The following is an 18,276-nucleotide window of genomic DNA, read 5'->3' as shown; positions in this document are numbered from 1 at the left end:
CCGCACCTGTACCCATAAAAAAGGTACAGTTAAGACGGACAGGAGTAACGAAGGAAACGATAATTAATGGGGTGATAGCCCTCTGCTCTGTCTCAGGACATGAAGAACTATCAGTGCATCCGGCTAATTGATTATTCGAGAGAGAGGCAAAGAAAGAAAACTCTTCGCATGCGCTAACGAGAGTTTTGAATATGAATAGTTATGCAGGTTGCTAAGCAGAGGAATAGGTAGCTGTATGACGCCAAAGCCGCCAAATGATTTTCTGCTTGACACAGCTGCTGTCATCAACCATCCATGTAAGTGTCATGAAACGGCAACACCTTCAACACAAGCTGAACCAATAACAACCAACAGCCGGTGATGTGTGTGCTATGTCAAACCAATCGCGAATACGCTTAGAGGGCGTCACTAAACGCTGGGGCGCCTCTGCGGCTGTCGATGGTATTTCGTTTGATGTGACCCCAGGGCAGTTTGTCATTCTGCTCGGTCCTTCAGGCTGCGGCAAATCCACCACGCTACGCATGATCGCGGGCCTGGAAGAGGCCAGCGACGGCCAAATTCATATTGGCGAACGCGACGTCACGCGGCTGCCGCCCGGCGACCGTGGGCTGAGCATGGTGTTTCAGTCCTACGCGCTGTTTCCGCATTTGAGTGTGGCTGACAATATCGTGTTTGGCCTGCGCAGCCGCAAGGTACCCCAAGCCGAGCAGCGCGAGCGGCTAGCCAAAGTGGCCGAACTGGTTGATTTAACCGATTATCTGAACCGCAAACCTGCCCAGCTTTCCGGCGGCCAACGCCAGCGGGTTGCTTTGGCGCGCTCGGTTATTTCCGAACACCCCATCTGCTTAATGGATGAGCCGCTCTCCAATCTGGATGCGCGGCTGAGAAGCGATATGCGCAGAGAAATCAAAGCGTTGCAAAGTCGCCTAAATATGACGGTGATTTACGTCACTCACGACCAGGTGGAAGCCATGAGCATGGGCGATCGCGTTATTCTGATGCAGCATGGCAAAATCGTGCAGGACGGCACCCCAGACGAGCTTTATAACCGCCCCGCTAGCGCTTTTGCCGCCAGCTTTATTGGCAGCCCCGCCATGAACCTGCTGCCCCTAGTGGCCGGTGAGAATGGCGCCGTTATCGAAGGCGAACCAAGTACCCCCGTAGCCCCCTTGGATGCCGTTGGTGGCCACTTGGGCATCCGCCCGGAAGATATCGAGCTGCGAATCGAACCCGGTTCCGGCGTGCCCGCTAACGTATTAAGTGAAGAGTACCTGGGAGCAGACACTATTGCTTATGTGGCGGTGGGATCGCACACCCTACGCGTGCGGCTTAGCGGCAAGCAGGCACTGACAGGCCAGCCATGCAGCCTCTATTGGACTCCACAGAATACACATCTTTTCGATGCCGAAGGCCTGCGGCGTGATGACCTGACGCCGACCCCCTTACCCAGCTCATCTCGAAGCATACCTCGTCCACCGGCGGTGGGCTCTTTCCAACACTGACAGCAGTATTGACACTTGCGGAGTCTCTTATGCGTTTGCGTATCCCTTTTGCTATGACCGCCCTGGCAGCAGGCTTGTTAAGCGCCGCCCAGGTAAACGCGGATAGCGTCGATCTGACCATGTACTACCCGGTCGCGGTGGGTGGTGCACTCACCGATGTCGTTGATAACCTGGTGGAAGAGTTTGAAAGCGAATACCCCGATATCAACGTGGAAGCGATCTACGCCGGCAACTACGACGACACCCGCGTGCGCGCCATGTCGGCGATGGAAGCGGGTGAAACGCCGCAGTTGTCGGTCATGTTCTCCATCGACCTGTACGAGCTGATTGAGCAGAACGCCATCGTCGCCTTTGACGACCTGGTCGAAACCGATGAAGAGCGCGAATGGCTCGATGGCTTCTACCCAGGGCTGATGGAAAATGGCCAACTGGACGGTAAAACCTACGGCATCCCCTTCCAGCGCTCCACTATCGTACTGTTCTGGAACAAAGACGCCTTTGAAGCCGCCGGCCTAGACCCCGAAACACCCCCGGAAAACTGGGAAGAGATGGCCGAGATGGCGGCGACCGTGCGCGAAGCCTCAAACGGCGAACAGTGGGGCGTCATGGTGCCCTCTACCGGCTACCCCTACTGGATGTTCCAGGCCTTTGCGTTTCAGAACGGCCATCGCTTGATGAGCGAAGATGGCACCGAGGTCTACTTTGACGACCCCGCCGCGGTGGAAGCGCTAGAGTACTGGGTATCACTGGCCACCGAGCACAATGCCATGCCCGACGGCACCATCGAGTGGGGCACACTCCGCCAGAACTTCCTGGAAGAGTCCACGGCAATGATGTGGCACACCACGGGCAACCTCACCGCCGTACGCAGCGAAGCCAATTTTGATTTTGGCGTCGCCATGCTGCCGATGAAAACCCAGCGTGGTAGCCCCACCGGCGGCGGCAACTTCTACATTTTTGAAGACGCCACTGAAGAAGAACAGCGCGCGGCGATGACCTTCATTCGCTGGATGACAGACCCCGAGCGCGCAGCAGCTTGGTCAATTGAGACGGGCTATATGGGCGTTAGCCCCGCCGCCTACGAAACCGATGCGTTACAAGGCTATGTGGAAGAGTTCCCGCCCGCCGCGGTCGCCCGCGACCAGCTCGAACACGGCACGGCAGAGCTCTCCACCTACCAGGGTGGCCGCATTCGCCGCGCCTTGGATAACGCCGTGCAGGCGGCACTCACCGGTCAAATGACACCGCAAGAAGCGCTTAGTCAGGCGCAGCAAGAGGCCGACAGCGTGTTGCGCCGCTACGCCCGCTAATATAGGCATTTCACTGTCGCCGGGGCATGCCCCGGCTTTTCCAACGTGCGGTACGTCTTTATGTCATTCACCAACCACCGCAAAATGCAGCTCTATGGCGCGCTTCTGCTGCTTCCCGCTGCGCTACTGCTGACGACGTTTGCTTATTTTCCGACCGTAACAACGGTCATTAACAGCCTGTTTTTACCCGGCTTTCGCGGTGCACCCACTGAATTCGTAGGCCTTGAAAATTATCAGGTGTTGTTCGATGACCCGACGTTTTGGAAAGTAGCGCGTAACAATTTAATCTACGCCGTCGGTACGATTCCTACGTCTATCGCGCTGGCCTTGGGTATGGCGCTGTTCGTCAATGGCAAGCTTCGCGGGCGGGGCTTTGTGCGCATGGCTTACTTTACGCCGACGATTCTACCCATGATCGCCGCGGCCAATATCTGGATGTTTTTCTACGCACCGCAGATTGGCCTATTCAATAAACTGCTCGGCATGTTGGGCTTTTCCGGGGTGAACTGGCTAGGCGATCCAAGCGTTGCGTTAAGCTCGGTGATCGTGATGTCGGTGTGGAAAGAAGCCGGCTTTTTTATGATTTTCTACCTGGCGGCGCTACAGAGCATGCCACCCGAGTTAAAAGAGGCGTCTGACTTAGAAGGCACTAGCCGCTGGAGCTTCTTTTGGCGGGTCACCTTTCCGCTACTCATGCCCACCACGCTGTTTGTACTCATCAATGCGCTGATTAACTCGGTGCGGGTCGTGGATCACCTGTTTATCTTGACCAAGGGCGGGCCCAACAACGCCACCAACCTGCTGCTTTATTACGTCTACGAGAATGCGTTCTCGTTCTTCGACCGCACTACGGCCGCCACCATTACGGTGGTTATTCTGCTGGTGCTCGCGGTAGTGGCCACGCTTAAGTTCACGATTTTAGATCGCAGGACGCACTATCAATGAATACAACGACTACCTATGCGCCCCGCTCCCGTTTCTTCTCAATTCCAGCACTGGAAACCGTGGCCGCGTGGCTACTGGCGATTATTTGGATTTTTCCGCTGCTGTATGCCTTTTGGGCCGCCTTCCACCCCAGCGAGTTTATGGTGAACTTTGAGCTCTTCGCTCCGCTGACGTTGGAGAACTTCACTAGCGCCTGGTCTCAAGCGCCCTTTGCCCGCTACTACCTGAACACCTTTGCATTGGTGACAGGGGTGGTGATCGGTCAGTTTGTGGTCTGTACCCTGGCGGCGTTTGCCTTTGCGCGCTTTCCGATTCCCGGCAAGAACGTTTTATTTATGCTGGTGCTGATTCAGCTCTTTGTGTTCCCAGAAGTGCTGATTGTCGAGAACTACCGCATCGCCAGTGTGCTGGGCCTGATCAACACCATCACCGGGATTGGCCTGCCCTACGTGGCCAGCGCCTTGGGTATTTTTCTACTCCGCCAAACCTTTAAAACCATCCCAAGGGAGCTGGAAGACGCCGCCCGCATCGAAGGCTGCAACTGGCTGGAAATTTTGTGGAAGGTGTATGTACCGCTCGCCAAGCCTACCTACCTTGCTTACGGGCTGGTCTCGATTAGCCACCACTGGAACAACTTTATCTGGCCGCTGGTGGTGACCAACTCGGTAGAGAGCCGCCCGCTAACGGTAGGGTTAGGCGTTTTCTCCGCCCCGGAAACCGGTGTCAACTGGGCCACCGTCAGCGCCGCCACGCTGCTGAGCATCGCGCCGCTTCTGGTGGCCTTTTTGCTTTTTCAACGCCAGTTTGTGCAGTCGTTCCTGCGCGCCGGGATTCGCTAGGCAAAATCCCGTGAGTTTTCGTGCGACAATTCTCCCTCAAGCACGCGATAAGGAGAGCATTGATGCACGGCGACCCGGCAACCCTCAAGGTACTGCAGGAGGTATTTGGCTACGACAGCTTTCGCGGCCCGCAGCAGGCCATCATTGAGCATGTGATCGCCGGGGGCGATGCGCTGGTGCTGATGCCCACCGGCGGTGGCAAGTCGCTGTGCTATCAGATCCCGGCACTGCTGCGGGAAGGCACCGCAATTGTGGTCTCGCCGCTGATTGCGCTGATGCAGGATCAGGTTGCAGCGCTTAAGCAGAACGGGGTTAGGGCGGACTATCTTAACTCCAGCCTCGATTACCACGAGGCGGTTGAGGTAGAGAACCGCCTGCGGGCGGGCGAGCTGGATCTTTTATATGTCGCGCCCGAGCGGCTGGCCACGCCGCGTATGCAGATGCTTTTGGAGCAGAATCAGATTGCGCTGTTCGCCATTGATGAAGCCCACTGCGTCTCCCAGTGGGGCCACGATTTTCGCCCCGAGTATCGCCAGCTCTCCCAGCTGCATCAGCGTTTCCCCCAGGTGCCGCGCATCGCCCTCACCGCCACTGCCGATGTGCCCACCCGGGGCGATATCATGGAGCATCTGCAGCTCCAGGAAGCGGCGCTTTACAACAGCGGCTTTGACCGACCCAATATTCGCTACCATATCGCCGAGAATCAGGGTAACGCCAAGGAACAGCTGCTGCGCTTTATTCGCGAGCACCACGACGGCGAGGCGGGTATCGTCTACTGCCTTTCCCGGCGCAAGGTGGAGGAGACCGCCGCCTGGCTGGAACGCCAGGGGCTGACGGCACTGCCCTACCACGCGGGGCTTCCCCCCGAGCAGCGCCAGCACCACCAGACCCGCTTTCTTCATGAAGATGGCGTGGTCGTCGTCGCCACCATCGCCTTCGGCATGGGCATCGACAAGCCGGACGTGCGCTTTGTGGCCCACCTCAACCTGCCCAAGAGCATCGAGGCCTACTACCAGGAGACCGGCCGCGCCGGGCGCGACGGCCTGCCCGCCGATGCCTGGATGGCCTTCGGCCTTCAAGACGTGATCACGCTGCGCCAGATGCAGCAGGACTCCAGCGCCGCCGACCATCAAAAGCGCATCGAACAACAGAAGCTCGACGCCATGCTGGGGCTGTGTGAGATCATCAGCTGCCGCCGCCAGGCGCTTTTGCACTACTTTGGCGATCATCTGGACACCCCCTGCGGTAACTGCGATAACTGCCTGACTCCACCCGAGACCTGGGAGGCCACCGTGGCGGCGCAAAAGGCGCTCTCCTGTGTCTACCGCACCGAGCAGCGTTTCGGCGTGACCTATCTCGTGGACGTGCTACTAGGCAAAAGCAACGAGCGCATCACCCGCTTTGGCCACGACCGCCTCAGCACCTACGGCATAGGCAAAGACCTCGCGGCCAGCGAGTGGAAAGCGCTCTTTCGCCAGCTGATTGCCAGCGGCTTTTTAAGCGTGGATATGGAGGGGCACGGCGGCATTAAGCTCACTGCCAATGCCAAGCCGGTGCTACGCGGCGAGCAGACCCTCACCCTGCGCAAGCCAAGCAACAAACCCAGCAAAGCCAAAACCGCTCGACGAGGAAGCAAAAGCACCTCTGCGCCGCAGGGCCACGGCCCGCTATGGGAAGCCCTTCGCCAGCACCGCAAGGAGCTTGCCGAAGCCCAGGGCGTGCCAGCCTATGTGATCTTCCACGACGCCACTCTGGCTGAAATGGTCGAGCAGAAACCCCAAAGCCTAGCGGCACTGGGCGCGATCTCCGGCATCGGCGCACGCAAGCTGGCGGATTACGGCGAGGGCTTTCTGGATGTGATCCTGCAGCATCAGGAAACCGGGCAAAGCAGTTGAACCAGCGCGCCGGGAATTAAAAAAGCTCAAATGGTCGATATTTTCAAAAAACGCTCACTTGGCGTATTCTAACCATAAGTGAGGAGGAAAATAGATGGCTATTCAGCACAAAACCGCCGACAAACGCCGTGAAATGGGGGCCGCTGCGATGCGCACCTACCCCAACATTTCACACGCATGGGGTTTGAAAGAGAGTGAAGCTGCCCTTCTGCTCGGGGTGCCTGATTCCACCTATCGGCGTTGGAAGCAGGCACCAGAGAATGCCCGCCTGGATGCTAACCACCTGGAGCGGATGTCGTTGATTCTGGGTATCTACAAAGCACTGCATATACTGTTGCCCAACAAAGAAGCGGCTAACCGTTGGTTGCAGCGAGCCAACCGCAACCCTCTTTTTGCCGGCCACACACCAATGGAGCGCCTGTTAAACGGACAAGTCTCCGACCTCTACGTTGTTCGCCAGCATTTGGATGCCGCGCGTGGCGGGGGGCATGCGTGACATTCCCGTTGAGCAACGTTACGTGGCGGCCCAGTTACCGCGTTATTCCCTCGCGTTTTCCTCCCATTGATTTATTCGAAGGCGCCAACAGCAACGCTGATGACTGGGACTTACTCAATGAGCTGGAGGGTGAAACCTCCGCAAGGCTACGTGAGGAAGCGGGAGCTATTCACTTGGTTCGTGATGACGACCGTCGCTACGGCCCCGGCTGGACGCCCGTCATGGCGGCCTTCTGCCACTTCCCCATGACCGGTTCGCGTTTTAGCGATGGCACCTTTGGCGCCTACTACTGCGCACTCACCGAAGCCACCGCCATTGCCGAAACCGTTTACCACGCGGAGCGCTTTATGGGGGAGTCAAACGAGCCGCCCATGATGCTTCAGCAGCGCGTTTATCTGTCGGATTTAACGGGCCAACTACTTGATTTACGTGGGCAGGATGCTGCCCAAGCGCATCTCAGACCGGATAGCTGGGCGGCTGGGCAAACCTTGGGGAGAAAAGCCTGGGAGGAACACACGGACGGCATCGTTTACCCTAGCGTTCGAGACCCGGAAGGCGAGTGTGCCGCTGTGCTACGGCCGCCCGCGCTCTCCGCCACCAGGCAAGGACGGCATCTTGGCTATGACTGGGATGGTCAGCATATCCGCCATGTCTATGAGCTAACGCTATTGGGCTAGCAATTAACTTTCGCCGCGCCCCAGGCAGTGTTCACCGCGTGCTATAGCGGCGGCATCAAATACGCCAGTATCCAACACCCAAGCCGTCACGAGTTTGGCGGGAGTGACATCAAAGGCGGGATTCCACACCGGTGCATTATCGGGTGCCCAGATAACCTCACCAAAGGCACCAGCGACGCCGCGGATCTCGGCGGGGTCACGCTGTTCAATAGGAATCTCGGCACCAGTGGCACAAGCGGGATCAACCGTGGTGTAGGGAGCCACCACATAGAACGGCACCTGGTGGTAGTGAGCGACCACTGCCAGCATGTAAGTACCCACTTTATTGGCGAAGTCGCCGTTGGCGCAGATGCGGTCGGCGCCCACCATCACTTTATCTACCTTGCCCGCAGCCATAAGGCTAGCCGCCATGCTATCGGTAATTAGCTGGTAGGGAATGCCCAGGTCGGCCATTTCCCAGGCGGTTAAACGGCCCCCTTGCAGTAGCGGGCGGGTTTCATCTACAAACACATGCAGCTCTACACCGCGCTGTTTGGCTACCGCTAGCGCGCCAATCGCGGTGCCCACCCCTGCAGTGGCCAGCGCCCCGGTGTTGCAGTGGGTGAGCACACGGTCACCCGTTTTCAGCAAGTCAGCGCCCCGTTCGGCCATGCGTTGGCACAGCGCACGATCCTCTGCAAACAGCGCGGCGGCGCGCTCGGCTAGAGCATTGGCGCCTTGCTCAAAGCAGGCTTCCATGGCATCCAGGCAGTACATTAGGTTGACGGCTGTTGGACGCGTGGCGCGCAGGCGATCGCTGACTTGCTGCCAATCATGTTCTGGATGGCGCGCGGCGAACTGCGCCAGCACGAAAGCGGCGCTCAAACCAATCAGTGGTGCGCCACGAATGGCTAGGTTCTTAACCGCCCCCTGCCACGCCTCGGGAGAGTCACAGGGCACCCACTTTTCAGCTTGCGGCAACTGAGTTTGATCCAAGTACTCAAGCGTATCGGCATGAACCCGCAAACTGCGTGACTGAAGTTGAGGCATCGATGGACTCCTTAAGCACTTGATCGGAACAGCTACACGGCTTATCAGCCGCGAAGCTTATCATATAGAATGGCTGCCAATAGAAGAGGCGACGCAGACCCTATGATGACGCTACAAACTGAACTGCTGGCCGCTATTTCATGGGCGGCGCAGCAAGGCTGGACGCCCGCTACCGGCGGCAATTTTTCCGCCCGCACCGAGGCGGGCTATCTTGTGACCGCCTCTGGCCGGGATAAAACCCGCATTCAAGCCGATGATCTATTGCTGTGTGACCTGGATGGCAAGGTGCTATCAGGTGATGGTAAGCCGAGCGCGGAGAGCGATCTGCATGCCGCGCTCTATCGCTTAGACGCTTCGATTAACTGCGTGCTCCACACTCACACCGTGGCCAGCACGGTGCTATCGCGGCGCTTTCCAGAGGGTGTCGAGCTAAGCGGCTTTGAAATGCAAAAAGCGCTACAGGGCAACGCTACTCACGACGACACCATCCGTTTGCCGGTAGTACCCAACTCCCAGAATATGGAAGAGCTGGCCGAGCATGTGCGCAGCGGCTGGCCAATGCCTTGGGGCTTTTTGGTTGCGGGGCACGGCATTTACGCCGTGGGTGATAGCATTGCCAGCTGCCGACGCCACTTGGAAGCGATTGAGTTTTTACTAGCCTGTGTTCTTGAAGAGAGTCGCTGGTCTTAAATGAGTAGCCTTAAATGAGTAACCCAACTGTTCGCGCCATTGTGACCGATATTGAAGGCACCACCACGGATATTAACTTCGTCCATAAGGTGCTGTTTCCCTACGCCCACAATAAGTTACCTGAGTTTCTACGCGCTAAGGCAGAAACCCCAGCCATCGCCGAGCAGATCGACGCCGTGCGCCGCGAAATGGGTGACCCTGATGCCACGCTGGAAGCTGTCATTGCTGAGTTGCTGCATTGGATCGAAACCGACCAAAAAGTGACCCCGCTAAAAGCACTGCAGGGCATGGTCTGGGCTGACGGCTACCAGCGCGGCGATTTTAAAGGCCACCTATATAGCGATGTAGCACCTGCACTGCGCCAGTGGAAAGAGGCAGGCAAAACCCTTTACGTTTATTCGTCAGGCTCCGTACAGGCCCAAAAACTGCTCTTTGGTTACAGCGATGAAGGCGATTTAACCCCGCTGTTTAGCGGCTACTTCGATACCCATATTGGCCATAAGCGCGAGGCGTCTGCCTATCAGCGTATTGTCGCCGAGCTTGACCTACCTGCGCATGCGGTGCTGTTCTTGTCGGATGTGGTCGAAGAGCTGGATGCCGCCAAACAGGCGGGCATGCAAACGCTGCAACTGGTACGCGAAGGTACTCAGGCCGGTACCCATCATGCATGCGTCATCCGCTTCGATGAAATCGTTCTGTAACGTTCATCGCCCGTCACTTTTAAGGAGAGTTGTTGATGTCGCAACTAAAAGTATTTGCTGATCAAAACCCGAACGACGCCCTGACCGACACCACTGACGGCGAACAGATGACCGCTGAGCTCAACAAGGTAGGCGTGCTGTTTGAGCGCTGGGCTGCGCCAGGCGAGATTGCTGACGATGCCACCCAGGAAGATATTTTGGCGCTTTACCAGGAAGATATTGACCGGGTCAAAGCGAAGGGCGGTTATCAGACCGTGGATGTGCTGCATATGGTCCCCACGCACCCTGAGAAGGACGCCATGCGGCAGAAGTTCTTAAACGAGCATCGCCATCACGAAGATGAAGTGCGTTTCTTCGTTAAAGGCCAGGGGCTATTCTGCCTGCACATCGATGACAAGGTGTATCAGGTGCTGTGCTCTCGCAATGACCTGATCAGCGTGCCTGCCAACACGCCCCACTGGTTCGATATGGGCCCAGCACCGGAATTCACCGCGCTACGTTTCTTCGATAATGTCGAGGGTTGGGTGCCCCACTGGACCGAAAGCGATATCGCTGGGAAGTTCGATCGCTTGGACCAGCTTTAAACTGGGGGCGCCGTTTATGTCATCGCGAGCGAAGCGCGGCGATCTCGGGCCGACTTGCTACCACCGGCAGAGATTGCCGCGTCGCTGCGCTCCTCAATGAAAGGGACTCCTCCCCTCTCGAAGCTTCAGAGAGCTACATTGATAGTTGAACCACTTCAATGCGGAGGGGAAGAGTCATGAACAAGCATAAGACAATAGGGTTGGATCTGGCAAAGCGTGTTTTCCAAGTGTGTGTTGTCGACACTCGCCGCCCGCGTGTTCAGGTCAACAAAGAGCTTAAACGGCATCAGGTCTTGGATTTTATGCGCCGCCAACCGGCCTGTCGGGTGTTCATGGAGGCGTGCGGTGGATCGCATTATTGGGCGCGACAGCTGCAGGCCCTCGGCCATACCGTTGCCCTCATATCGCCCCAGTTTGTAACGCCCTTTCGCAAGGGGCATAAGACAGATGCCAATGACGCGCTCGCCATTGTAGAGGCCGGGTTGCGCCCTGATATGCGCTTTGTACCGCTCAAAAGCGTCGAGCAGCAGGATATTCAGAGCCTGCACCGCATTCGGGAAAGGTACATTCATCAGCGCACCCAGTTGATCAACCAGATTCATGGCTTATGATATGACAGGAGTACGGGATTATCAGCGGTCGTGGTCAGAAGGCATTAAAGCAACGTGTCTGGCTCGCCCTGGAAGATGCCGATAACGAGCTTTCGATGCTGATGCGTGACTTGATTGCCGAGCAAATGGCGGAGCTGGATCGACTCAACGAGCGCATTCAGTCACTGGATAAGCGCGTGGAGCAGATGAGCCGTGCGGTGATGCCTTGTTGCCAACTGTTGGCGATTGAGGGAGTGGGGCCGGTGGTCGCCACCCAACTCTATAGCGCCCTCGGTAACGGCGACGCGTTCAAGAAAGGTCGCCAAGCGTCAGCCTATCTGGGGTTAACGCCGAAGCAACACAGCAGTGGTGGCACCGCGAGCATCAAGGGCATTGGCCGGACGGGTCAAGTCTCACTGAAAGCCGCCCTGATACGTGGCGCGCATTCGGTCATCAACACCATGGGTGACAAACAGGATGCTAAAAGTCGTTGGCTACGATCCCTGGTCGCTCGCGCTGGCAAGAACAAAGCGGCTGTCGCGTTAGCGAACAAGACAGTACGAACCGCCTGGGCGGTTCTGCACAGCGGTCAGTCCTATTGTAGGGAGTTTAACGACGGTTCAGCGCTGATGGTGAGCTAAGCGGTAGCACCATCAGCGGCTAAGCGCCGACAGGCGGCTACCTTGTTGCCGGGCAACGATCGATGAAAAACAGGTCAGACCGACCTTCTCAAAACCTGCTCATTGCGATGGCTGAAAAAGCCTACGCCTCGTTGAGGAGAGAAGGTGCGCGACGTTCATCAGGGTCAGGGGATAGCGTCCCCATTGAGAGACCGACTATACGCACGCATCGGCTTATGTTGTTCATCATCGTCGCTTGCAACCGGGGAGGAGTCCCTATACGCAATGACAGCGGCGTCTGAGTCACTCTTCGCTCATTAAAGCTGCTATTAGTGAGTGCTGAACTGTTAATAATGTGCCTTTGTTACAAAACCTCTTGCTGGTTATACGCCTTAGCTAAATCCGCCAGCGCGTTCAGGTCACAATAGGCTTCCGGCTCCATAATCAGCGTTTGTCCCATCAGCACGTTGCGCGCTTCAAGCTTGGCGCGCAGCGCGGTGTCTTTAATCTCTTCGAAGTCGGCATTATGGGCCAGCGATAATACCCGGCGGTGCATTTCAATGCCGCAGTAGGCCAGCGCGTCCAGGCGGATCTCTTCAAGCAGCGCATCGCAGGGGTCGTCGGCGCTATTGCCCTGCTCTTCAAACAGCGACTTGGGAAATAAAATGCCCGTCCGCTCGGTTTGCCAGAGGTGGCGGAATTCGGCATCAAAACGGGTAAAGCAGGCTTCAATCACCTCCAGAATCCACGCCTGATACGCCTCAAGCTCATCTTCTAGGCGATGTGCGGGTTGGCTGAAGTAAGCCATCAGGAAGTTGGCTACCGCCATGCCCAAGTCAAAGGCCATCGGCCCGTACTGGGAAAACTCAGGGTCAATCACCCGCACGTCATTATCCGTGGCCATAATCGAGCCGGAGTGCAGATCACCGTGCAGCATGGTTTCAGTGTTCGAGGTGAACTTCATTAACAGCCGCTGCACCTTGGCTTTTAGTCGCGCATTGCGGCGAAGCTCATCCACCACCGGCGAAAGCTCCGGCGTATGGTGGTTCATTTCAGCGCCGTAATAGGGGTCGGTAAATACCAGTGATTCCGTGATCGCGGGAATCGCTACATTGCCTGAGAACAGTCCTACGTCCGCTTTTTTCTCGGGGCTGCTCAGCGAAAGTTCTGAGCCACGAAACGCCGTGCGGGCACAGAATTGGCCGATGGTTTCGCCAAGCTGGGCAACTCGCTCACCGTTGATTAACTTGCGGCGCAGAATCGTGTGCGGGTGAAGGTACTCCATCACAAACAGCGCCTGGGGTTTGTCGAAATAGTACACCTCGGGGGCAATGCCGGGCGCACGCTTGGCCTGGCGGACCAGCGCATAATATTCAAAGTGGGCGCGATAAATCGGTAGCGGCCAGCTTTCGCCCACCATGCGTACATAGGGAAGCGCCTGCTTAACCACGACACTGCCTACGTCACCGGAGACGATAAACACTAGGTTGAGGTTACCGTCACCCACCTCGCGAATGTCCCAGCTAGTGGGTTCTCCGCCCACTCGACTCGCCACCGCCTCAACCCCTCCCAGCCGTTGGGATAGAGTGTCGACGCCGAGCGCACGGTAATGTTGATCAATCTCCACAGGCCAATCCTCACCAAAACATTGCATATATTCAGGCCCGAATAGGGGTCTTTAAGACGTTTATTATCAGAGAGTAACGTTTAAACGTTAATAAGGGGACTATCGTCATCGCTCTTAATGGTGATCCCAATAGGGTCGTTCGCCAATCTCCGCGAACAAATGCTCTAAAAAGGCGGCCACTTTCTGCGAGCGCAGGCGGTTTTCGGGGTAGATAGCATGGATTCCTTCTCGCGTCGCTTCGCCTAGGGCTTCATAGGTTTCCAAAATAGGCGTTAGGCCGCCATCGCGCAGCGCATCGAATAGCAACCATGTGGGGAATAGCACAATACCTTGTCCTTGCAGAGCGGCTTCCACAAGACTCTCGGCATTGTTGCTATGCAAATTGCCTGTTACCGAATAACGCTGCGCTTGAGGATTGCCAGCCCCCTGGAAATACCAAGGTTGAGCCCCGCGTGTTCCTTTATAGACTAAGCAGTTATGGTCACTCAATTGTTCAGGATGGTGGGGCTCGCCGCACCGTGTTAAATACGCGGGGGAAGCGCAGGCGACAAAGCGCTGGGTCGCGAGTTGCCGGGCCACCAGGCTTGAATCCCCCAGCGATCCCACCCGTATTACGACATCGGCGCCCTCTTGTACCGGGTCGATAAAGGCATCGCTCAACGTGAGCTCTATTTCCACGGCCGGGTTTGCCTGCTGAAAACTAGCCAATAAAGGCGCGATATGCCGACGCCCAAACGCCACAGGTGCATTAAGACGCAACAATCCCTGCGGTTGCTTAGCGCCGCTGATCACCTGCTCGGTAGCGGCATCCAAGCTTTCTAATATGCTTCTTACCTCCCGATAGTAGCGCTCTCCGGCATCGGTGAGCCTTACCGCTCGCGTATGACGGTAGAGCAACCGCTGGCCTAGCGAACGCTCTAACCCTGCAATGTGCCGCGAGACCGAAGAGGCCGGCAAATCAAAGTAGCGCGCGGCTTCAGCGAAGCTGCCACTTGAGGCCACTCGCACAAAAAGACGTAACGCTAACAGGCGAAGCGAGTTGTCCAAAATGCAATAGTCCTTTGCTGTTTTGACGCATTGTAGCAATAACGCTAACTCTCTACAGTACGCGCTTCTTTTACTTAGCGGAGCCACCTATGCGTCACGCACTTATTCTGCTCGGCGTGCTAATTGCCGGGATGGGGCTATCGGTCGAAGCCGGCTTGCTAGGCCCGCTTGGCGAGCAGGTTGGGCACTTATCGGCCACCTTGTCAATTTTTATGGTGGGCGCGCTACTGCTCTCGCTAGCACTGGTGTTTGCGCCTAAACGACAGCTGGGAGCCCTTTTTAAGCAGCCGCGCTGGCTACTGACGGGCGGCATCTTAGGCCCGGTCTACGTCATTGTGCTAACACTTGCGACGCCGCTGGTAGGTGTTGGAATGACGATGGTGGGGATTTTGTGCGGTCAGGTAGCGGCCAGCGTCGCTATCGACCACTTTGGCTGGCTGGGAAGCGAACAGCGTAAAGTCGACGGCTACCGTATTGGCGCCTTGGCGATGATTCTTGCCGCCCTGTGGTTAATGTAACGGCTAACGTATTCAGGAGCTAAACCATGCTACTCCCTCTTATCTTTATCTTACTGCTCGTCGGCGGTGCGGTACTGGCAGCTCAGTCCTCCATCAATGGCCGTTTGGGTGCAAAAGCAGGCGTCATCGAGAGTTCTTGGCTGACCTTTGTGATCGGCGCCGTCCTGACCTTTTTATTGATGTTCTTTTTTGAGCCAGCACAGCAAGCAACGCTCTTCAGCGTACCCAAATGGCAGTTAACCGGGGCGCTGTTTGGCGTGGTCTATATGTTGGCAATTGTGTTTGCCGTACCCCGGGTAGGCACCGCCGCGGCCACGGTAGCGGTCATTTCTGGCCAACTATTGATGAGCCTACTGATTGATCATTTCGGCTGGTTAAGCAATACCGTGCGACCGTTAGATGCGTCACGCTACATTGCGATGGCGCTGCTCATTGGTGCTATCGGCTTAATCTATCTAAGTCACCAGCAGCGTCACCGTCGGATGGTGAACCAGCCAAGTTAGCCATACGAATGACGTTGCGCCCCTGCCGCTTGGCTTCATAAAGCGCTCGATCCGCCGCCGATAATAAGTCGGTAGGGGTAAGCTCATCGGTTGGGCTCAGTACGGCCACACCAACGCTGACGGTAATATAGGCCTGGTGGGAGACACCAAAATTAGGAATACGTAAGGCCTCTATACTAGCGCGAATACGCTCTGCGGCTACGTTTGTTGCCTCGCTCGAGGCATTCACCATTAGCACCACAAACTCTTCACCGCCAAGACGCACCACTAAATCGGCGTCGCGGCTATTATCGTGCATGGCCTTGGCCACCTGCTGTAAGCAAATGTCTCCTTGAAGGTGCCCATAAAAGTCGTTGTAAGCTTTAAAATAATCGATATCGATCACCATCAGCCCCATACACATCCCTTTATCAATGGCCTCTTTCCACCGCACAGGTAACACCGCATCGAACTGACGACGATTGGCGAGGTTGGTTAATGGGTCTGTGATCGATAACTGAGATAGCTTTTGGTTATCTTTTAAGTAGTAGCCAGCGCGGATTTTCTCTTTCAGCACATGCAAGTAAGAGGTTCGCTCACTGAGCTCGAAACGGTAGTTAGCGACAAGGCTAAAAATACCCATCGCGATAATCGTAAAGATCGCCAACCGCTTGGCTTCAACAGGCATTGGCTCATAAGGCAACACAAAGGCCAAGATGATGACTATGCTCGCCGCGGAGGATGCACAGGCATAGCTGAACCGTAGCGAGTAAACAATGTTACCCACCAACAAAATCAATCCAAACGAAAAAACATCTAAATAGGAGTAGGGCGCTACCGATTTAGCAAAAATAAGACAGGAAACCACCGTGGCTACGACCACGGTACTCGCCATCAAGGTTTCACGCAGCACCGGCGATACACCCCGATACACCCACCACAAGACGGATAAACCAAAGGGAAGCATTACCCCCATGCGCAGTTGAACAGCGGTAGCAAAGGCCTCAGGACGAAAGCTATAGTCATTGATTAAGAAGAGGCAATAGATAATCGCTGAGATCACCCCCGCCAACACCATATTACGGCTGCGCTGACGCTGGGTATCTGCTTCGAACCGCGCTTCAACGTCATCAGCAAAACGTAATCGGCAATGTGCGCCATCCAACTCATCCTCGACAGCTTTCAGCAGTGCATCATTGACCATTACGCTCCCTCAACTGCTTACTCCATTACTAACAACCTTCACGCAGCATTAATCACTACTAAAAAATCAGCTTTCCCTTTGCCTGTATTGATAGTGTGCCAGACTAACGTTTAGTTAAAATCAATATTGCTTTAAATATTAAACGATAACTTACCAACACATTTTTAAAAGAATAGTTACACAAGGAGACATTGAATGCGGCGCGAGCAGAACCCACAAACCCGTGACTGGACGTTTACCATCGGCCACAAAGAGCTAGTGGTGCATCAGCGCTATGAGGTGTTGAGCATCCTCAATGATTTTTTATTGGGCCTTTGGTTCACCTTCGGCAGTATCTGCTTCTTTTACGAGGGCAGTCTGAAGACCTTCGGTGTTTGGTTATTCTTGATTGGTAGTGTGCAACTGCTTCTACGCCCCACTATTCGCTTACATCGCTATATCTATTTCAAGCGCCTGCCGGATACGGATCACGACGCTTAAACGCAAACAGCCCCCTGTAGTCACTCTGCTTAGAGAAATACGCTCAACGCAACTGGCTGTCTTTGCTGCCGCGGCGGTTATAGCCGCTAAAAGCGGACTGTGCTTTATCCTGCTCTGCCTGACACGCCACACAGAGACGCACACCGGGAATAGCCTTGCGACGCGCCTCAGGAATGGTGCCACCGCACTCCTCACATGCCTCAAGGCTATCCCCTGAGGGCAGTTGGCTACGCGCACGCCGCACCGCACCGCACCGCACCGCATCGTCCAGTGTGCTTTCCATCTGTTCTTGCTCGGCACCGTCTTTTGCCCATCCACCTGCCATGGTCTCCTACCTCCTTTTAAAAAAACAACTGTTCAACATCAAACCTTTAGCATAGCAGTTACGCTCGTTGTTAATGCAGGATGCAAAGAGCTAAGGGGTTAGTCCTGACCAGCTTTGGTGATAGCACCAGGCTCCTCTCCCCCCTCAAACACATCAGGATATTTTCGCTTGGCCCGCACTAAGCGAATAATGGTGATGATGTTGGTGACCACGATCAGCCCTTCTGCAACAGTACCGCCGATCGTGCCAATTAGCAGGTTGTTCAGCATCCAGGCGAAGGCAGCCAGCCCCAAAAAAAACCGCATGGCAATGCCGCGCATTAGAAACATGCCAACGGTTCCCAGTACCATGGCCGCCACCGGCAGAATATCCACCCAGCTTTGCCAAGTGAAGGCCGCGGCGATACCGCTGGCCAGCAAGACACCCGCCATCACGGCTTTACTTCCCAGGTAACGGCGAGCCAATACAATCCTTACTATCACCAGCACCGTTAGCGCAGCCGCTGTCCAGCTCTCGAAAAAGACAAATTGCAGCGCAAACGCCACATTGGCAGAAATCAGTAACACCAAGAGGCGATCGTCGTTTTTACTGGCAAAGGCCACTACGCATATCACCAGGGCCACCAAGCCACAGAGCTGACCAGCCAGGGCACTATGGCTTAGGTTGTCTAACATTAATAACGCTCCTCTTTTGTATGCTGTCGTTTTTAAAAGCT

Annotated in this window: 21 protein-coding genes; 15 read left to right on the top strand and 6 right to left on the bottom strand. The window is 55.9% G+C overall.

Going from position 1 to position 18,276, the window contains the following annotated elements; all coding sequences use genetic code 11:
- Window positions 1-371 precede the first annotated feature (371 nt).
- From KO116_RS03880 to KO116_RS03850, 7 genes are all read left to right on the top strand, one after another.
- A complete protein-coding gene (locus tag KO116_RS03880; protein WP_035561287.1) occupies window positions 372-1,502 on the top strand; it encodes an ABC transporter ATP-binding protein in 1,131 nt (376 codons plus the stop codon).
- Between the two features lie 29 nt (window positions 1,503-1,531).
- The gene (locus tag KO116_RS03875; RefSeq protein ID WP_035561284.1) at window positions 1,532-2,812 is read left to right on the top strand and encodes an ABC transporter substrate-binding protein; all 1,281 of its coding nucleotides are present in this window, start codon (window positions 1,532-1,534) and stop codon (window positions 2,810-2,812) included.
- Between the two features lie 60 nt (window positions 2,813-2,872).
- Window positions 2,873-3,757: a carbohydrate ABC transporter permease gene (locus KO116_RS03870; RefSeq protein WP_035561281.1), complete on the top strand. Its 885-nt coding sequence runs from the start codon at window positions 2,873-2,875 to the stop codon at window positions 3,755-3,757.
- A complete protein-coding gene (locus KO116_RS03865) occupies window positions 3,754-4,596 on the top strand; it encodes a carbohydrate ABC transporter permease (protein ID WP_035561278.1) in 843 nt (280 codons plus the stop codon). Before KO116_RS03870 ends, KO116_RS03865 begins: the two co-directional genes overlap by 4 nt.
- A gap of 62 nt (window positions 4,597-4,658) precedes the next feature.
- The gene (recQ, locus tag KO116_RS03860; protein ID WP_035561274.1) at window positions 4,659-6,491 is read left to right on the top strand and encodes a DNA helicase RecQ; all 1,833 of its coding nucleotides are present in this window, start codon (window positions 4,659-4,661) and stop codon (window positions 6,489-6,491) included.
- Window positions 6,492-6,585: 94 nt separating this feature from the next.
- Complete coding sequence (locus KO116_RS03855; RefSeq protein WP_035561271.1) at window positions 6,586-6,987, top strand: MbcA/ParS/Xre antitoxin family protein; 402 nt, start codon at window positions 6,586-6,588, stop codon at window positions 6,985-6,987.
- On the top strand, window positions 6,984-7,664 hold the full coding sequence (locus KO116_RS03850; protein WP_035561267.1) for an RES family NAD+ phosphorylase: 681 nt from the start codon (window positions 6,984-6,986) through the stop codon (window positions 7,662-7,664). Before KO116_RS03855 ends, KO116_RS03850 begins: the two co-directional genes overlap by 4 nt.
- A gap of 3 nt (window positions 7,665-7,667) precedes the next feature.
- On the opposite strand, the gene mtnA is transcribed toward KO116_RS03850, so the two are convergent.
- Window positions 7,668-8,693 (bottom strand): S-methyl-5-thioribose-1-phosphate isomerase, encoded by a 1,026-nt coding sequence (mtnA, locus tag KO116_RS03845; RefSeq protein ID WP_035561264.1) that lies wholly within the window; start codon window positions 8,691-8,693, stop codon window positions 7,668-7,670.
- A 102-nt stretch (window positions 8,694-8,795) separates the two neighbouring features.
- Here mtnA and mtnB point away from each other — a divergent pair, with 102 nt between their 5' ends.
- The 5 genes from mtnB (at window position 8,796) to KO116_RS26030 (ending at window position 11,899) form a co-directional block, all read left to right on the top strand.
- On the top strand, window positions 8,796-9,383 hold the full coding sequence (gene mtnB, locus KO116_RS03840) for a methylthioribulose 1-phosphate dehydratase (protein WP_052703722.1): 588 nt from the start codon (window positions 8,796-8,798) through the stop codon (window positions 9,381-9,383).
- Window positions 9,384-9,397: 14 nt separating this feature from the next.
- Window positions 9,398-10,084, top strand: coding sequence for an acireductone synthase (gene mtnC, locus KO116_RS03835; RefSeq protein WP_035561261.1), 687 nt, complete (start codon window positions 9,398-9,400; stop codon window positions 10,082-10,084).
- A gap of 35 nt (window positions 10,085-10,119) precedes the next feature.
- A complete protein-coding gene (locus KO116_RS03830; RefSeq protein WP_035561258.1) occupies window positions 10,120-10,668 on the top strand; it encodes a 1,2-dihydroxy-3-keto-5-methylthiopentene dioxygenase in 549 nt (182 codons plus the stop codon).
- A gap of 176 nt (window positions 10,669-10,844) precedes the next feature.
- Window positions 10,845-11,279: an IS110 family transposase gene (locus KO116_RS26035; RefSeq protein WP_052703721.1), complete on the top strand. Its 435-nt coding sequence runs from the start codon at window positions 10,845-10,847 to the stop codon at window positions 11,277-11,279.
- Window positions 11,280-11,296: 17 nt separating this feature from the next.
- Window positions 11,297-11,899 carry an IS110 family transposase gene (locus KO116_RS26030; protein ID WP_144408555.1) on the top strand — a complete coding sequence of 201 codons (603 nt, stop codon included), beginning with the start codon at window positions 11,297-11,299 and terminating at the stop codon, window positions 11,897-11,899.
- Between the two features lie 343 nt (window positions 11,900-12,242).
- Here the strand turns inward: KO116_RS26030 and mtnK are convergent, their stop codons facing one another.
- Window positions 12,243-13,505, bottom strand: a complete 1,263-nt coding sequence (mtnK, locus tag KO116_RS03820) for an S-methyl-5-thioribose kinase (RefSeq protein WP_035561255.1) — start codon at window positions 13,503-13,505, stop codon at window positions 12,243-12,245.
- A 114-nt stretch (window positions 13,506-13,619) separates the two neighbouring features.
- On the bottom strand, window positions 13,620-14,552 hold the full coding sequence (locus tag KO116_RS03815) for a LysR family transcriptional regulator (RefSeq protein ID WP_035561252.1): 933 nt from the start codon (window positions 14,550-14,552) through the stop codon (window positions 13,620-13,622).
- Between the two features lie 89 nt (window positions 14,553-14,641).
- Between KO116_RS03815 and KO116_RS03810 the strand changes: the two genes are divergently transcribed.
- On the top strand, window positions 14,642-15,070 hold the full coding sequence (locus KO116_RS03810; RefSeq protein WP_008959383.1) for a DMT family transporter: 429 nt from the start codon (window positions 14,642-14,644) through the stop codon (window positions 15,068-15,070).
- A gap of 26 nt (window positions 15,071-15,096) precedes the next feature.
- Window positions 15,097-15,573, top strand: coding sequence for a DMT family transporter (locus KO116_RS03805; RefSeq protein WP_035561247.1), 477 nt, complete (start codon window positions 15,097-15,099; stop codon window positions 15,571-15,573).
- On the opposite strand, the gene KO116_RS03800 is transcribed toward KO116_RS03805, so the two are convergent.
- Complete coding sequence (locus tag KO116_RS03800) at window positions 15,509-16,756, bottom strand: GGDEF domain-containing protein (RefSeq protein WP_035561244.1); 1,248 nt, start codon at window positions 16,754-16,756, stop codon at window positions 15,509-15,511. The two genes, KO116_RS03805 and KO116_RS03800, sit on opposite strands and share 65 nt — an antisense overlap.
- A gap of 195 nt (window positions 16,757-16,951) precedes the next feature.
- On the opposite strand from KO116_RS03800, the gene KO116_RS03795 reads away from it, so the two are divergent.
- Complete coding sequence (locus KO116_RS03795) at window positions 16,952-17,236, top strand: YrhK family protein (protein ID WP_035561241.1); 285 nt, start codon at window positions 16,952-16,954, stop codon at window positions 17,234-17,236.
- 43 nt (window positions 17,237-17,279) lie between these two features.
- Here KO116_RS03795 and KO116_RS03790 read toward each other — a convergent pair whose 3' ends face one another.
- Window positions 17,280-17,561 (bottom strand): DksA/TraR family C4-type zinc finger protein, encoded by a 282-nt coding sequence (locus KO116_RS03790; protein ID WP_035561238.1) that lies wholly within the window; start codon window positions 17,559-17,561, stop codon window positions 17,280-17,282.
- Window positions 17,562-17,659: 98 nt separating this feature from the next.
- Window positions 17,660-18,235, bottom strand: a complete 576-nt coding sequence (locus KO116_RS03785) for a YgjV family protein (protein WP_035561236.1) — start codon at window positions 18,233-18,235, stop codon at window positions 17,660-17,662.
- Window positions 18,236-18,276: the final 41 nt, after the last annotated feature.

The organism is Halomonas sp. KO116 (genome assembly GCF_000734975.2).
Taxonomy (GTDB): Bacteria; Pseudomonadota; Gammaproteobacteria; order Pseudomonadales; family Halomonadaceae; genus Vreelandella; species Vreelandella glaciei.
The sequence above is the reverse complement of the archived record's forward strand: the minus strand, read 5'-3'. Positions and strand labels throughout refer to the sequence as shown.

What these genes read in the sequence shown, in the direction of transcription:
- mtnC (WP_035561261.1), top strand. Translation starts at nt 9,398, where the DNA reads ATGAGTAACCCAACTGTTCGCGCCATTGTGACCGATATTGAAGGCACC.
- KO116_RS03795 (WP_035561241.1), top strand. Translation starts at nt 16,952, where the DNA reads ATGCGGCGCGAGCAGAACCCACAAACCCGTGACTGGACGTTTACCATC.
- mtnA (WP_035561264.1), bottom strand. Translation starts at nt 8,693, where the DNA reads ATGCCTCAACTTCAGTCACGCAGTTTGCGGGTTCATGCCGATACGCTT.
- mtnB (WP_052703722.1), top strand. Translation starts at nt 8,796, where the DNA reads ATGATGACGCTACAAACTGAACTGCTGGCCGCTATTTCATGGGCGGCG.
- KO116_RS03810 (WP_008959383.1), top strand. Translation starts at nt 14,642, where the DNA reads ATGCGTCACGCACTTATTCTGCTCGGCGTGCTAATTGCCGGGATGGGG.
- KO116_RS03875 (WP_035561284.1), top strand. Translation starts at nt 1,532, where the DNA reads ATGCGTTTGCGTATCCCTTTTGCTATGACCGCCCTGGCAGCAGGCTTG.
- KO116_RS03870 (WP_035561281.1), top strand. Translation starts at nt 2,873, where the DNA reads ATGTCATTCACCAACCACCGCAAAATGCAGCTCTATGGCGCGCTTCTG.
- recQ (WP_035561274.1), top strand. Translation starts at nt 4,659, where the DNA reads ATGCACGGCGACCCGGCAACCCTCAAGGTACTGCAGGAGGTATTTGGC.
- KO116_RS03785 (WP_035561236.1), bottom strand. Translation starts at nt 18,235, where the DNA reads ATGTTAGACAACCTAAGCCATAGTGCCCTGGCTGGTCAGCTCTGTGGC.
- KO116_RS03880 (WP_035561287.1), top strand. Translation starts at nt 372, where the DNA reads ATGTCAAACCAATCGCGAATACGCTTAGAGGGCGTCACTAAACGCTGG.
- KO116_RS03865 (WP_035561278.1), top strand. Translation starts at nt 3,754, where the DNA reads ATGAATACAACGACTACCTATGCGCCCCGCTCCCGTTTCTTCTCAATT.
- KO116_RS03805 (WP_035561247.1), top strand. Translation starts at nt 15,097, where the DNA reads ATGCTACTCCCTCTTATCTTTATCTTACTGCTCGTCGGCGGTGCGGTA.
- KO116_RS03855 (WP_035561271.1), top strand. Translation starts at nt 6,586, where the DNA reads ATGGCTATTCAGCACAAAACCGCCGACAAACGCCGTGAAATGGGGGCC.
- KO116_RS03790 (WP_035561238.1), bottom strand. Translation starts at nt 17,561, where the DNA reads ATGGCAGGTGGATGGGCAAAAGACGGTGCCGAGCAAGAACAGATGGAA.
- KO116_RS26035 (WP_052703721.1), top strand. Translation starts at nt 10,845, where the DNA reads ATGAACAAGCATAAGACAATAGGGTTGGATCTGGCAAAGCGTGTTTTC.
- KO116_RS03800 (WP_035561244.1), bottom strand. Translation starts at nt 16,756, where the DNA reads ATGGTCAATGATGCACTGCTGAAAGCTGTCGAGGATGAGTTGGATGGC.
- KO116_RS03830 (WP_035561258.1), top strand. Translation starts at nt 10,120, where the DNA reads ATGTCGCAACTAAAAGTATTTGCTGATCAAAACCCGAACGACGCCCTG.